Below are 14,824 nucleotides of genomic sequence, written 5' to 3'. Positions count from 1 at the left end.
TAGTTTTTAAGAGAAATAGGGATAAGGATTTTCAAAAAGAAAAATTTACTATTGTATAGGTAGCTTGGACGAACCTTAAACGAATCTTGAACGAATGTTGGACGATAGATGGCACTTTTTTGGGAGGAGGCATTTTGTGAAATGGAGTTTTTATGGAAAAATGTACTACTTATATAGCTTGTAGGGTAGAAAAATGTACTGAGTAGGGGAGAGGGCGTTTGGGTATGGCTGGAATTTAAGAAAAAGACAAGGTGAAGGGTAGCGGTAAAAGTGTTGAAAAAGAGGACATAGAAGCAGTTTGCGAGAGTTGAGATATACAGCTTAATACATTAATTATGAATAAATTAAAGGAGGTATACGCAGTTTTTTTAGTTTTTTTATTTGCGTAGTTCATTTTTTATTTGCACCTTTGTAAGATTTTTTGATACACTTGCGCCTTAAATGGCTTGGTGTTTGTGAACTAAAAAATGTAAAAACAGAAACAGAAAACTTATGATGAAGAAAGTCCTTTATTTTTCATTTTTTGCACTTCAGCTTTTGGTATTCACAGCTTGTAATGATACCCCTAATGCTGAGAAGGCAACCGCTTCGGCTACTGTTGAGGCACCTAAACCTCCGGTGTATGAATTTGGTTTCAACCTGAACGATTACACGATAGTGAAAGATACGATTAAGCAGGGTGATACCTTTGGTAAACTATTAGAAGAGAATAATATAGGAGCGGTGGATATTCATAATATCACCCAAAAAACCAAAGGAGAGTTTAACCCTAAGAATATACGTACGGGTAAGGTTTACGCTTTTTTGTACGATAAAAAAGACCCCTCGAAACCCCATAGCTTTATCTATCAGCCGAACGTTACAGATTACGTAGTGGTGCGTCTTGGAGACTCGGTTCACGCTTACAAAGCGCAACGCAAAGTAACGATTGTGGAAAAAGCATTGGCAGGAAATATTAACAGTAATCTTACAGTTGATGCGCTTGCGGCGGGTATCAGTGCGAATGCTACCTACCAAATGGGACAGATTTTTGATTACACCATCGACTTTTTCCGCTTGCAAAAGGGTGATAATTTTAAGATTATTTATGAGGAACGTTATGTGGACGACACTATTTTTGCGGGAGTTGAGAAAGTGAAAGCGGCTTATTTTGAGTGGCAAGGGAGACCTTATTACGCTTTTAACTTCACTACCGATTCGGCAAAAGGCACAAATGGCTATTACGACGAAAAGGGGAATATGATGAAGCGAATGTTTTTGAAATCGCCTTTGGATATCTTCCGCATTACGTCTAAATTTGGAATGCGTTTTCACCCTGTGCTTCACCGTATGAAGGGGCATTTTGGTACCGACTATGCAGCACCTACGGGTACGCCTATACGGGTGACAGCATCAGGAACGGTAATTGAGGCGGGCTATAGTTCGGGTAATGGTAACTACGTGAAGGTGCGCCACAACAATATGTATACAACACAGTACTTGCATATGTCGAGAATATTAGCACGCAAAGGACAACGCATATCACAAGGGCAGGTGATTGGACTTGTGGGAAGTACTGGCTTGGCAACAGGTCCTCACGTGTGCTATCGCTTCTGGAAGAATGGAAGACAAGTAGACCCACTCAGAGAGAAGTTACCAGAATCGGTGCCTATTGATGCGCGACTTAAAGCTAAATATTTGAAGGAGATAGCGCCACTAAAAGAACAGCTTGATGCGCTAAAAGCGACCCCTATTGAAATGGAAGAGGAGGTAACGAATGTACAAAAGCAAACGGTGTCGTAACAATGGTTAATGATTAGTGATTAATGGTTAATTAAACAGAAATACAAATGAAAAAGTTTATTTTTTATCTATTGGCTCTTGTGGGCTTTACCGCCTCAGCACAAGTGTATGAATTTAAGGTAGTAACCGCTATTGAATCGGTAGTACCTTCGGGAGCAGGACGTTCGCGACTTATCTCGGCTAATGAAACACGCAATTATAAAGAATTTACCACTACGCGCTCGGAAGAAGGAGACGAACGCAACAAAAGCGACCGTGATGAGATTCGCGTAAAGGGCTTTGATGAGACCAAACTCCTCAACTTCTTTAATCTCGGGGGGATTCGTTTTCAGAACATCGCTGCCAACGATGCTCTTATCACTTCTAAGTTGAACACAATGAGTGAAGAAGGCTGGGAACTTGCTTTTGTTACCAGTGGAGTAGAGAGCAATGCAGGAAGCAATGATTCTACAGGTATTTTTATCACCCGTTTTGTGTTTAAAAGACTGAAAAAGTAAGTTTCATTAAGTAATTTGTAAATTAGCAAATTAGCTAAAGGTGAGGCGTCATTATTTTGTAGTTTTGCACTCTGAAAAGACAGATGTTAGTTGCTATTACATAGATTATAATTAAACAAATAGAGAATTCAACTGATTATTAAGATAATTAACTTTGCCAAAGTTTCAAACTTTGGCAAAGTGAAAGGTGCAAAATTTACAGACTAATTTGTGATTGACTATAAAAAGAATAACAACATTAAACATATATAAATAAAAATGTTAAAAAATAGTAATCCAACACAAACCAATGCGTGGAAAGCATTGCAAAAACATTTTGCGGAAGTAAAAGACCGCCATATGCTTTCTCTATTTGAGAAAGACCCCGCTCGCGGGGAGAAATTTGCCATCAAATGGCACGACTTCTATGTAGATTATTCTAAAAACCGCATAGACGAAGAAACCCTTAAACTCCTTGTGCAACTCGCTGACGAATGTCACCTTAAAGATGCTATCGAAAAGTACTTCGGTGGCGACCTTATCAACAACACCGAAAAACGTGCGGTTTTGCACACCGCCCTTCGCGCACCCGAAAATAGCGTGATAAACGTAGATGGCAAAAACGTAATGCCCGAAGTAGTAGCTGTAAAACACAAAATCAAACAGTTCGGCGAAGAGGTCATCAGTGGCAAACGCAAAGGTTATAGCGGTAAAGCCTTTACCGATGTGGTGAACATTGGTATCGGTGGCTCTGACCTCGGTCCGGCAATGGTAACTGAGGCGCTTAAATTCTATAAGAATCACCTCAACGTACATTTCATCAGCAATGTAGATGGTGACCACGTGCTCGAAACTATCAAGCACCTCAACCCCGAAACTACCTTGATAGTGATTGTATCTAAAACATTCACAACACTCGAAACCCTTTCGAATGCGCTTACTGTAAAAGAATGGTTCCTCAAATCAGGCTCAGAAAAAGATATTGCTAAACACTTTGTAGCGGTGTCTACTAACTTGCAAGAAATCGATAAATTCGGTATAGACCCTGATAACGTATTCCCTATGTGGGACTGGGTAGGCGGACGCTTCTCGTTGTGGAGTGCCGTAGGCTTGAGCATTGCCCTATCAGTAGGTTATGATAATTTTGATAAGTTGCTCAAAGGAGCTCACGCTATGGACGAGCATTTCCGCACTGCTCCTTTTGAGAAGAATATTCCAGTAGTATTGGCATTGCTCAGTGTGTGGTACAACAACTTCTACGGAGCCGAAAGTCAGGCGATCATTCCTTATACTCAGTATTTGCACCGCTTGGCTGCGTACCTACAACAAGGTATAATGGAAAGTAACGGTAAACAAACCGATCGTGATGGCAACCCTGTAAGTTACCAAACTGGGGTAATCATCTGGGGTGAACCAGGAACGAACTCTCAACACGCGTTCTTCCAACTTATTCACCAAGGTACTAAATTGATACCTACTGATTTCATTGGCTTTAAACACTCATTGCACGGCAATACCGACCACCACAACAAGCTAATGGCTAACTTCTTTGCACAAACCGAAGCTCTTTTAAAAGGTAAAACCGAAGCCGAAGTGCGCAAAGAAATGGGTGACAAGGTAAACGAAGCCTTAGTGCCTTTCAAAGTGTTTACAGGAAACCGCCCTACAACCTCTATCCTCATCGATAAACTCACCCCTGAAAGTTTGGGTAGCCTTATCGCAATGTATGAGCATAAGATTTTTGTAGAAGGTGTGATTTGGAACATCTATAGTTACGACCAATGGGGCGTAGAGCTCGGCAAACAGTTGGCAAGCAAAATCCTTAAAGACATTGCCGCTACCGAACTCTCTGCACACGACAGCTCTACAACCAATTTACTAAAACAATTCAAAAAATAGAAATCTAATTACGAATGACGAGTTACGAATGACAAAACTTTCGTAATTCGTCTTTCGTAATTCGTAATTACAAATGATTCACATTAGAACAGCCGAAGAAATAGAACTACTACACCAAGCAGCCCAAGTAGTATCACGTACTTTGGGCATAATGGCTAAAGAAGTAAAACCAGGGGTAACCACCCTGTATCTTGATAAACTCGCTGAAGAGTACATCCGCAGTCAAGGGGCTATCCCAGGATTTTTAGGTTTGTATGGCTTCCCTAATACCCTATGTATGAGTCCTAATGCGCAAGTAGTGCACGGCATTCCTAACGACCGTCCATTACAAGAAGGCGACATCATCTCAATAGATTGTGGGGCACTGAAAAATGGTTACTACGGCGACCACGCTTATACTTTTGAAGTAGGCGAAGTAGCCCCCGAAGTAAAAGAACTCTTGCGCGTAACCAAAGAATCGTTGTATATAGGTATCCGTCAGTTTCGTGCGGGCAACCGTGTAGGTGATGTAGGGCACGCTATACAACAACATTGTGAGGCACACGGCTATGGAGTAGTGCGCGAACTCGTAGGACACGGCGTAGGGCGCAAAATGCACGAAGACCCCGAAATGCCTAACTACGGCAGACGCGGTAGTGGTAAAAAGTTTAAAGATGGAATGGTCGTGGCTATAGAGCCTATGATTAATTTAGGCACCAAGAGCATACGTCAACTTAAAGACGGTTGGACAATTCTCACCGCCGACGGCAAGCCTTCTGCCCACTTTGAACACGATGTAGCCCTCATAGATGGCAAACCTAAATTGCTCTCCACCTTCAAATACATATACGAAGCCTTAGGCATTGAAAGCAATGAGGAAGATGAGTTTTTGCTCAATTAGATGAATGAACACCTTTATTTCCAATATCTCTGACAATTCTGAATCTTACGTAAAGGTTTCAGAAGCTGAACTATGAAGGTTTAGGAGAGGCAAAAAAAGGTATCTTTATTTCTCATAATGAGGTAATGAAAAGGATTACGAGAACTCATAGAGAAAGAAGCCTAAGAGAAAAAACCTTTGTCTATAAATTCTTACTAGAGAACTTGAAGCATATCAAAAATAATTGAATTTAAAAATACTAAAATTATGAGTACACTTATTATTAAACCACCTAAACATCTCTCATTGGAAAAGGCTAAAGCCGCTCTTGAAAATTTAGATTTTGAGATTGTTACTAATGAATACACTGAACCTTATGCAAAGGTTTCAGAAGCTGAACTACATTCTATAGATGAAGGTTTAGAAGAGGCAAAAAAAGGTGTCTTTATTCCTCATAATGAAGTAATGAAAGGATTACGAGAACTCATAGAGAATTGGAAAAATGGAAGATCTAACGATTATTTGGTTGCCAAAAGCTAAAATTCAATTGTATGATATTTCGCTGTATTGGTTAGAAAAAACTCAATCAGAAAGTTATATTCTAAAATTAGAAGCTGAAATAGCTAAAATTTGTGAAATGCTTGAGTATAATCCAAGAATAGGAACAATAGTAGATAATAGAAAGGATGTAAGAAGAGTAATTGTACTTCGTAATTTTTCAATTTTTTACCAAATTATAGAACAAAAACAAGTGATTGAAATTATATCTTTTTGGGATAACAGAAATAACCCCGAGAAGTTAAATCTCAATAGAATATAAAAATAAATGAATTATTTAAAATTATCAACAATGAAAAAAGCCTTATTTTTAGTAGCTACTGCCGTCCTTACTTTAGCTGCTTGCGGAAAAAGCGACGATAACCCAACACCTAATAACCCTGAACCTCCTAAAACCACTGAGGTAAAGAGGATTAAGGAAGTAAAAATCACCTATTTGAAAAGGGATTATGTCCCTTCTTCAACAGAAGATAGTCCTCGTTACCAATATACAGTAAAAAATAGTTCTGTGGCTTATATGTATGATGAGCAAGGGCGCATTTCAAAAGAGACTGTCAAAGAAGAAGGTAAACCAGAAGAAGAAATTACTTTTGAATATCCTCAAGGAAAAATAGTTGCAAAATTCGGCAATCAAACACGTGAAGATGTTTTGAATAGCAAAGGTTATTACAAAGGCTATGATAATGATTTCGTATATGATGCAAAAGGACAACTTATAGAATCAAGAAGGGGTAAATACACTTGGACAGAAGGGAATATTAGCCAGCTACTTCGCATAAGAGTTGAGAATGGTGAAACAGAAACTATAACCACTACTATGACCTATTATCCTAATGAGAATAAGAATAAGTGGTTGTTTTTCAGTGACGAATCTGGAGATATTATAAGCAAATATATGTCTTTTTTTAAAGGTGAAATATTGTTACCTATAGGAATTCCTACTAAAAATCTCATTAAGTCTATGACAAAAGAATTTAGTGATGTAGAGTTTGGTTATACATCTTCCAATACCACTGCTTTTAGCTATGATTATGATAAAGATGGCTATGTAACAAAAATTGTAGAAAATCGTTTTGGAGTGGAAAATATAAATCAGGGAACCTCCAACTATTCTTTAGAAGAAACTGTAAAAGACTTAGAAAAGAAAATTGCTAAAATACAAGATGGCACTTTAAAAAATCTAAGTTACAAACTTATTAGTAATAACAATGGCACTTATAAGTTTAGTATCACCCATAAAGAGCACATTACCAAAGATTCTAAAGGCAAACCTATTGATGTAAAGTATGAACAAGAGAGAGTTTATACCTTTTCTTATAAAGAAGAAAGTGGCAAGAGAAAGTATTTGGAAAGAAAAGAAATAGTGTTTACCAAACAAGATGCCTCTACTATCTACGAAATCAGCTATTATTAATATGAATCAAGAGTTGAAAAATAATAATCTCTGATTAACAGAATGTTATCGCTTTTGCATCGCATTTTCCCCTTTGAAGATAGCCAGCGAGCAGGCGTATAGAAGCATATCAAAAGTAAAAACCTTAAAAATTGAATATTATGTGTCTATTAGTTTATCCTAAAACTCAAAATCAAATCAATGTACTAACTACTCTTTTCAAAGAAATGAACATTGATTTTGAATACAATCCCCCTCAAGAAGAGAGCTATATTCCTAATGATCTTACTCTACAAGCTATGAAAGAAGCCGAAGCTATGGCTAAAGATAAAAACAAGAAGAGTTATGCAACCGTAGAGGAATTAATGGAATCTCTTAAAAGCTAACTATGGAAGAAGAAACATTTAAATATGAAATATACTATACAGGAGTTTTCAAAAAGGATTTTAAAAAATTCCTTAATGATGAGACCAAAGTAAAGAAGATTACTGACACTATCACATTGTTAAAAAAAGGAGGAGTTGAGGCTCTCCCTGATTATATGAGACCCCACAAACTTACAGGTAATTATAAAGGTCATTTAGAATGTCATATCCTACCTGATTTATTGATAATTTGGTTGCAATATGATGAGGAACAAAATGAAATTTACTTGGTAAGAGTAGGTTCCCACTCCGAATTATTTAAAAAATAGCACTAATTCATAATTAAAATAAATGTACAGAACGCATACTTGTGGAGAGCTACGACTCTCACACGAAAAACAACAAGTAACCCTCAGTGGTTGGGTGCAACGCATCCGCAACAAGGGATTTATGATTTGGGTAGACCTTCGCGACCGCTATGGTATCACCCAGCTTATATTCGATGAAGAACGCACTGATAAAACAGTCTTCGAGCAGGCGAAAACCCTCTCTCGTGAAGACGTGATTCAAATTCAAGGTACTGTGATCAAACGCGAAGCAGCCAACGCAAATATCCCTACCGGAGAAGTCGAAATCCTCGTTACAGCACTTACTTTGCTCAACCACTCCGAACTCCCCCCTTTTACCATTGAAGATAATACCGATGGCGGTGAAGACCTCCGTATGAAGTACCGCTATCTCGATATACGCCGTACCCCCGTACGCGATAATCTTATTTTCCGCCACAAAGTGGGTATAATGGTGCGTAACTATCTATCCGAACAAGGCTTTATAGAGGTAGAAACGCCTGTACTTATTAAATCAACACCCGAAGGCGCTCGCGACTTTGTAGTGCCCAGCCGTATGAATGCTGGTGAGTTCTACGCCTTGCCACAATCACCACAAACCTTTAAGCAGCTACTAATGGTAGGCGGATTAGACAAGTACTTCCAAATCGTAAAATGCTTCCGTGATGAAGACCTCCGCGCCGACCGTCAGCCGGAGTTTACCCAAATAGACTGCGAAATGTCGTTTGTAGAACAAGAGGACATCATCCAAACCTTTGAAGGATTGGCAAAACACCTCCTCAAAGAACTCAAAGGCTTAGAGTTCGGGGCTTTCCCTCGTATGACCTACGCCGAGGCGATGAAAACTTATGGCAACGACAAACCTGATATCCGTTTCGGTATGAAATTCGGTGAACTCAACGACCTTGCGCAACACCGCGATTTCAAGGTATTCAACGAAGCCGAATTAGTAGTAGGTATTGCCGTACCTGGTGCCAACAGCTACACCCGCAAAGAGATTGATGCTTTAGTAGAATGGGTAAAACGTCCGCAAGTAGGCGCTTCCGGAATGGTGTATGTGAAGTGCAATGAAGATGGTAGCTTCAAATCATCAGTAGATAAATTTTATAACGAGGATGACCTCAAGGCGTGGGCAGAGCGCACTGGTGCCAAAGCAGACGACCTTATCTGTATCCTTTCAGGCAAGGCAAACAAAGTACGTGGGCAACTCAGCGCTCTCCGTATGGAACTCGCCGAGCGTCTCGGCTTGCGCAAACCCGATGAATATGCCCCACTTTGGGTCGTAGATTTTCCTCTTTTGGAGTGGAGTGAAGAGGAAGAACGCTTCTTTGCAATGCATCACCCTTTTACCTCGCCTAAACCTGAGGATATTCCGTTACTCGACAGCAACCCAGGTGCCGTTCGCGCTAATGCTTACGACCTCGTGCTCAACGGCAACGAGGTAGGTGGGGGTTCTATACGTATCTTCAACCAAGAATTACAAGCCAAAATGTTTGAGTTATTAGGCTTTACCCCAGAGCAGGCACAAGCACAATTTGGCTTCTTGATGAACGCCTTTAAATACGGTGCTCCTCCTCACGGTGGTTTGGCTTTTGGCTTCGACCGATTGGTAGCACTGCTCGGCGGACAAGAAACCATACGCGACTTTATCGCTTTCCCTAAAAACAACAGCGGTCGCGATGTGATGATTGATGCCCCTTCGCCTATCGATGAGGCGCAATTGAAAGAACTCAATATTCAATTGACAATTAACAATTGATAATTGACAAAAAGGCTGTCACAAACTAAAATTTGCGACAGCCTTTGTTGTTTTTTAACTTAAAAATATCTTTACTTCTCTCTTTCCTCTATCGTTAGAATAGATAAAGGATTGTTAAGACCAAATCGCTTGGTCTTATGGATAGTTCTTAGATCATACAATGCGTTTTTGTGCATAGAAGAACCTTGATGAAATCCCTTACGAAAGTTAGGGTTAGCTTCTAAATTTTTATACAACTTCTTATAAAGAGACTTAGCCGAGACGTCCATTAGTTTGGTAATGAGAATCATCCGCAAGTAAATACACTCTATAATGTCTTCCGTTTCTCTTCCTCCCGTACCTTCTATAACATAAGGCAGTATATCTTGATGATAAATACATTTTTCAGTATTTATGGTAACATCAGGGCTAGAGACAATGATAAACTGACGGTAGGTAAAACCCTCTATATCTTCAAGCATTATTGAGGGGATAGCGCTTTCATTTTCTTGAGTGATAAGAATTTGCCTATATCCTCCCTTACCATCTCCTACCTCTATATAGAATGAGGCTCGGCATTTGTTCAATATATCTTTAACGTTTGCGTAAAACTCTTGTGCAGAGGTCAATATCCAGTGTTGCATATTTTTGATATCTATTTACTTATTTGGCAAAAATACAACTTATTCTTGAATTTACTAACTATACTTTTGTCCTTCTCTTTATAAAAACACTATCTTTGTCCTTTCTTTAAAAACCACTCACCTATGGGATACTATATGGTTGCTTACGGAGTAAAAACTCCAGAGATAAAAGCTGTTTTTGGCTCTAAAAGCGAAACTGAGGAAGAAGAGATAAAGGCTATAGTTATGAACATATTATGGGACTAAAAGAGAACATCGATTTTTGTCTTGAAAATGGATTAGTTATGGTAGTTTTTTGCCATTAGTGAAAAGTGAAAAAGCATTTTTTTCGTAATTCGTATTTTGTAATTCGTAATTATTTCGTATCTTTGCCTTAATTAAAAACAAAAAATGAACAGTATGAAAAGAATTTTATTAGTGGTAGCTGTTGTTTTTGCAACTGTTACCTACGCACAAACCGGAAAAGGAAACTGGATGGTAGGCGCCGATTTAGGTCTTTCATTTCAATCTAAAAACTTAGTAGTGAAAAATGACCAAGTTACAGAATTAGATCAAACAGTAACTACTTTTAAAATCACACCTAACTTTAATTACTTTGTGGTTCATAATTTAGCAGTAGGGTTAGGAGTGAGTTATGAACATTCAAAAGATAAAAGGGGAGATAATTGGGAATACAAATCGAATACCCTTACAATTGCCCCTAATGTGCATTACTATTTTCCTACAGGTGGAAGTTTAGCACCTTTTGTGGGAGCAAAAATAGGTTTTGCAAGCAGAGAAAACCAACCGGGCACTAATGGTGAGTGGAATGGTTTAGTAGTAGGAGGTAAAGCAGGCTTGGCTTACTTTGTAAACCGAGGTGCTGCTCTTACAGCCTATGCAGAGTATGACCATTTTTCTTTAAAAAATACAGATAACAGTAAACGCAAAGCAAAAGAGGGTGTTTTGGGTGTAGGTATAGGAGTAGCTTTGTTCTTCTAAGCAGGAAATCCTTCATAATTATATAAGTATGGGGTGTTTTAAAAAGTAGTGATATTTTTTAAGACACCCTTTTTTAGTTGATGTAATAAAAGTGTAGCTTACGCTACAGAAAGTCTTTCAATTGACAATTGATAATTGACAATTGACAAATGTGATGGGCACAGATGGGCAACTTCGTTGCTGGATTTACACGGGTTGCGATGCAAACGTAATTGTGAATCGGTGTTAATTAAGGTGGGTTGGGTGTAATAAAAGTGTAGCTTACGCTACAGAAATCTTACAAATCTCAAAAAAATCAAACAAATAAATAAACAGCTTTGCTGTTTTAAATGTCTCGCACAGATTTCACGGATTTCACGGATAGTTTTTCAATTGATAATTGACAATTGACAAATGTGATGGGCACGAATGGGCAACTTCGTTGCTAGATTTACACGGATTGTAATACAAACGTAATTGTGAATCAGTGTTGTAGATTTTGAACGAATGTTAAATAAACTTTAAACGGAACTATAGTGGGTTTTCAGTGGGTCTACAGTGGCTCTACAGTGGCTCTACAGTGGCTCTACAATGAAGGTTAATTAAATTATAGTTGAACATTGATTGAGTTTATAGTGTTGCTATCTACTAATGTCACTCGTTTTGCTGGTTAGACTTGTTGGACAGGTGTTGACACACGGGTAGCCGTAGCACGGCGGGTTATTAACTTTGGCAAAGTGTATACTGCAAAGGAGATTAAGAATTAGAATTACATTTTGAACAGATATTATGGCATAACCATTCTAAAAGTTAAAACAAAACGAAAAATTTCTTTAAAAAAATTTGCACATTCGAAAATAAGTTGTACCTTTGCCTTATTAATAACAATAAAAATATAGAATAGTATGAAAAAATTTTTATTAATCGTAGCAGTTGCTTTTGCAAGCGCTACATACGCACAAACTGAAAAAGGAAACTGGATGGTAGGCTCTGACTTGGCTCTTTCATTTAACTCTGTTAAAGAAACACCTCGTTATGACGGGACATCAGGTAATGTACAAACGCAAAATACATTTAAGTTTGTACCTAATTTGAATTATTTTGTAATTAATAATTTAGCAGTAGGTTTAGGTTTAGAGTACCAAAGTACTACTACCAAAGTGAAACCTGTAGCAGGTTCAGAAACAAAGGGAACAGCTTCTGCGTTCGTTATAGCTCCTAATGCACATTATTATTTTCCTATCGGTGGCAACTTAGCACCTTTTGTAGGAGCAAAAGTAGGATATGCTTGGGCTTCAGCAGGAGATAGTAATAGTGATAAAACAAGAGGATTGGCATTAGGAGTAAAAGGAGGTATGGCTTACTTTGTAAACCAAGGTGCTGCTCTTACAGGTTATGTAGGTTATGACTATATGAACTTGAAGAACAAACAAGACAATAAAGCAGAAACGAGAATAGGCAACTTCGGTGTTGGTATCGGGGTAGCTTTGTTTTTCTAAGCTGAGAGATTTTATAACTAAATTAAGAATATGGGGTGTTTTAAAAATAGCAATATTTTTAGGCACCCTTTTTTATAGATAATAGCGAACCTATATTCTTAATAGACATTACTAATAAATTATAATATGAAACATTCCTTATTCTCCGTAGCACTACTTCTTTTAGTAGCCTGCAACCAAAACCCTAACAACACTAACGACGAAAAGATGAACTATCCTCAAACGCGTATGGATAATACCGTCGATACTTACTTTGGCACTCAGGTGGCTGACCCTTACCGTTGGCTCGAAGATGACCGTTCTGCTGAAACCGCTCAGTGGGTAAAAGCGCAAAACGATTTTACGTTTGGTTATCTTTCTAAAATACCCTATCGACAAGCAATAAAAGAGAAACTCGAGAAACTTTGGAACTATGAGAAATTGAGCGCTCCTTTTACCGAAGGCGATTATACCTATTATTACAAGAACGATGGCTTACAAAACCAATCGGTGCTCTATCGCAAAGATAAAGAAGGCAAAGAAGAAATTTTCTTAAATCCGAATACTTTTTCTAAGGATGGAACAACTTCATTAGGAGACGTCGCTTTCTCCGAAGATGGTTCGTTAGTAGCTTATCTCATTTCAGAAGGCGGTAGCGACTGGAGAAAAGGGATAGTGCTCGATGCGAAAACTAAAAAGGCAATAGGTGATACCTTAGTAGATATAAAGTTTAGTAGTATAGCGTGGAAAGGCAATGAAGGCTTCTTCTATTCCAGCTACGACAAACCCAAAGGGAGTGAACTATCAGCAAAAACTGACCAGCACAAACTTTATTATCACAAACTCGGCACATCTCAAAAGAGTGATAAGCTCATTTTTGGTGGCACACCAGCTGAGAAATATCGTTATGTGTCGGGCACAGTATCCAATGACGGGAAATATCTGTTCATTTCGGTTGCCAATGCGACCTCAGGTAATAAACTATTTGTAAAAGATTTATCTAATCCTAAATCTTCTTTGGTAACTATTACCAACAACTTCGATGGAGATACAGGATTTGTAAATAACCAAGGCACAACTCTCTTTTTAGAAACCAATATCAATGCGCCTAATGGTCGCTTAGTGAAAGTAGACTTTAAAAATCCACAGCCAGAGCATTGGCAAGATGTTATTCCTGAAACCAAGAATGTGCTCAGTATTACTACCGCAGGCAAATATCTATTTGCTAAATATATGGTAGATGCTCTTTCTCAGGTAAAACAATACGACTACGAGGGGAAACTCATTCGCGAAGTGAAGCTCCCCAGTATAGGTAGTGCGGGAGGTTTTTATGCTAAAAAAGATGAAACACACACCTATTTTAGTTTCACCAATTACGCATATCCTACCCAAATATACAAAATGGATTTGGCAACAGGAGCTACTGAACTCTATTGGAAACCCGCTATTGCTTTCGATGCCACTCACTACGAATCTAAGCAAGTGTTTTATACCTCTAAAGACGGCACTAAAATACCAATGATGATTACCTATAAAAAAGGAATCAAACTCAACGGTAAAAATCCTACCTTATTATATGGATATGGAGGGTTCAATATCAGTTTGATGCCTACATTCGGTGTTGCCAATGCGGTGTGGTTAGAACTCGGGGGTGTATATGCTGTTCCTAACTTACGCGGAGGAGGGGAATACGGTAAACAATGGCACGATGCAGGCACTAAGATGCAAAAGCAAAACGTGTTCGACGATTTTATAGCAGCTGCTGAATATCTTATAAAAGAGAAATACACCTCTCCCCAATACCTTGCTATCAGAGGAGGCTCTAACGGAGGACTCTTGGTAGGAGCCACTATGTTACAACGCCCCGACCTGTTTAAGGTAGCTTTACCCGCAGTAGGTGTACTCGATATGTTGCGTTATCACACTTTTACTGCAGGAGCGGGGTGGGCTTATGATTATGGCACATCTGATGATAGCAAAGAAATGTTTGAATACTTAAAAGCCTATTCACCCTTACACAATGTAAAACAAGGAGTAGCTTATCCTGCTACCCTTATAACAACAGGAGACCACGACGATAGAGTAGTACCTGCTCACAGTTTTAAATTTGCTGCGGAATTGCAAGCTAAACAAACGGGCAACAACCCTATTCTTATACGAATAGAGACTAACGCAGGGCACGGAGCAGGGACACCAGTGAGCAAAACTATAGAGCAAAACGCCGATTTGCAAGCATTCACTCTTTGGAATATGGGGATTAAAACACTCCGATAAAGAGTAGGGGAGAGGAAAAAAGAAAATAGCTTCGTAACAATATTACACAGC

The 14,824-nt window shown here is 38.7% G+C and carries 15 protein-coding genes; 14 read left to right on the top strand and 1 reads right to left on the bottom strand.

Annotation, left to right across the window (positions count from 1 at the left end; all coding sequences use genetic code 11):
• Positions 1-492 precede the first annotated feature (492 nt).
• The 10 genes from HMPREF1320_RS09800 to aspS all read left to right on the top strand — a co-directional run bounded on the left by HMPREF1320_RS09800 (position 493) and on the right by aspS (position 9,438).
• Complete coding sequence (locus tag HMPREF1320_RS09800) at positions 493-1,782, top strand: M23 family metallopeptidase (protein ID WP_009418509.1); 1,290 nt, start codon at positions 493-495, stop codon at positions 1,780-1,782.
• Between the two features lie 47 nt (positions 1,783-1,829).
• Positions 1,830-2,279 carry a hypothetical protein gene (locus HMPREF1320_RS09795; protein WP_002674390.1) on the top strand — a complete coding sequence of 150 codons (450 nt, stop codon included), beginning with the start codon at positions 1,830-1,832 and terminating at the stop codon, positions 2,277-2,279.
• A gap of 258 nt (positions 2,280-2,537) precedes the next feature.
• A complete protein-coding gene (gene pgi, locus HMPREF1320_RS09790) occupies positions 2,538-4,157 on the top strand; it encodes a glucose-6-phosphate isomerase (RefSeq protein WP_009418498.1) in 1,620 nt (539 codons plus the stop codon).
• Positions 4,158-4,230: 73 nt separating this feature from the next.
• On the top strand, positions 4,231-5,037 hold the full coding sequence (gene map, locus HMPREF1320_RS09785; protein WP_009418503.1) for a type I methionyl aminopeptidase: 807 nt from the start codon (positions 4,231-4,233) through the stop codon (positions 5,035-5,037).
• Positions 5,038-5,283: 246 nt separating this feature from the next.
• Positions 5,284-5,556 carry a hypothetical protein gene (locus HMPREF1320_RS09780; protein ID WP_009418528.1) on the top strand — a complete coding sequence of 91 codons (273 nt, stop codon included), beginning with the start codon at positions 5,284-5,286 and terminating at the stop codon, positions 5,554-5,556.
• Entirely contained in the window at positions 5,519-5,836 is a 318-nt protein-coding gene (locus HMPREF1320_RS09775; RefSeq protein WP_009420594.1) for a type II toxin-antitoxin system RelE/ParE family toxin, read from the top strand. The genes HMPREF1320_RS09780 and HMPREF1320_RS09775 overlap by 38 nt, the downstream gene beginning before the upstream one ends.
• A gap of 30 nt (positions 5,837-5,866) precedes the next feature.
• Positions 5,867-6,988, top strand: a complete 1,122-nt coding sequence (locus HMPREF1320_RS09770) for a sugar-binding protein (RefSeq protein ID WP_009418540.1) — start codon at positions 5,867-5,869, stop codon at positions 6,986-6,988.
• A 140-nt stretch (positions 6,989-7,128) separates the two neighbouring features.
• Complete coding sequence (locus HMPREF1320_RS09765; RefSeq protein ID WP_009418538.1) at positions 7,129-7,353, top strand: hypothetical protein; 225 nt, start codon at positions 7,129-7,131, stop codon at positions 7,351-7,353.
• A 2-nt stretch (positions 7,354-7,355) separates the two neighbouring features.
• Positions 7,356-7,661, top strand: a complete 306-nt coding sequence (locus HMPREF1320_RS09760; RefSeq protein ID WP_009418544.1) for a type II toxin-antitoxin system YafQ family toxin — start codon at positions 7,356-7,358, stop codon at positions 7,659-7,661.
• Positions 7,662-7,683: 22 nt separating this feature from the next.
• Positions 7,684-9,438 (top strand): aspartate--tRNA ligase, encoded by a 1,755-nt coding sequence (aspS, locus tag HMPREF1320_RS09755; protein WP_009418537.1) that lies wholly within the window; start codon positions 7,684-7,686, stop codon positions 9,436-9,438.
• A 71-nt stretch (positions 9,439-9,509) separates the two neighbouring features.
• Here the strand turns inward: aspS and HMPREF1320_RS09750 are convergent, their stop codons facing one another.
• The gene (locus HMPREF1320_RS09750; RefSeq protein WP_009418531.1) at positions 9,510-10,061 is read right to left on the bottom strand and encodes a hypothetical protein; all 552 of its coding nucleotides are present in this window, start codon (positions 10,059-10,061) and stop codon (positions 9,510-9,512) included.
• A gap of 123 nt (positions 10,062-10,184) precedes the next feature.
• On the opposite strand from HMPREF1320_RS09750, the gene HMPREF1320_RS11770 reads away from it, so the two are divergent.
• From HMPREF1320_RS11770 to HMPREF1320_RS09735, 4 genes are all read left to right on the top strand, one after another.
• Positions 10,185-10,307: a hypothetical protein gene (locus HMPREF1320_RS11770; RefSeq protein WP_009418534.1), complete on the top strand. Its 123-nt coding sequence runs from the start codon at positions 10,185-10,187 to the stop codon at positions 10,305-10,307.
• Between the two features lie 144 nt (positions 10,308-10,451).
• Complete coding sequence (locus tag HMPREF1320_RS09745; protein ID WP_009418533.1) at positions 10,452-11,042, top strand: outer membrane beta-barrel protein; 591 nt, start codon at positions 10,452-10,454, stop codon at positions 11,040-11,042.
• Between the two features lie 884 nt (positions 11,043-11,926).
• Positions 11,927-12,520, top strand: coding sequence for an outer membrane beta-barrel protein (locus HMPREF1320_RS09740; RefSeq protein WP_009418513.1), 594 nt, complete (start codon positions 11,927-11,929; stop codon positions 12,518-12,520).
• A gap of 126 nt (positions 12,521-12,646) precedes the next feature.
• On the top strand, positions 12,647-14,773 hold the full coding sequence (locus HMPREF1320_RS09735; protein WP_009418510.1) for a prolyl oligopeptidase family serine peptidase: 2,127 nt from the start codon (positions 12,647-12,649) through the stop codon (positions 14,771-14,773).
• Positions 14,774-14,824: the final 51 nt, after the last annotated feature.

It is taken from the genome of Capnocytophaga sp. oral taxon 335 str. F0486, from assembly GCF_000277665.1.
GTDB classification, from domain to species: domain Bacteria; phylum Bacteroidota; class Bacteroidia; order Flavobacteriales; family Flavobacteriaceae; genus Capnocytophaga; species Capnocytophaga ochracea.
The sequence above is the reverse complement of the archived record's forward strand: the minus strand, read 5'-3'. Positions and strand labels throughout refer to the sequence as shown.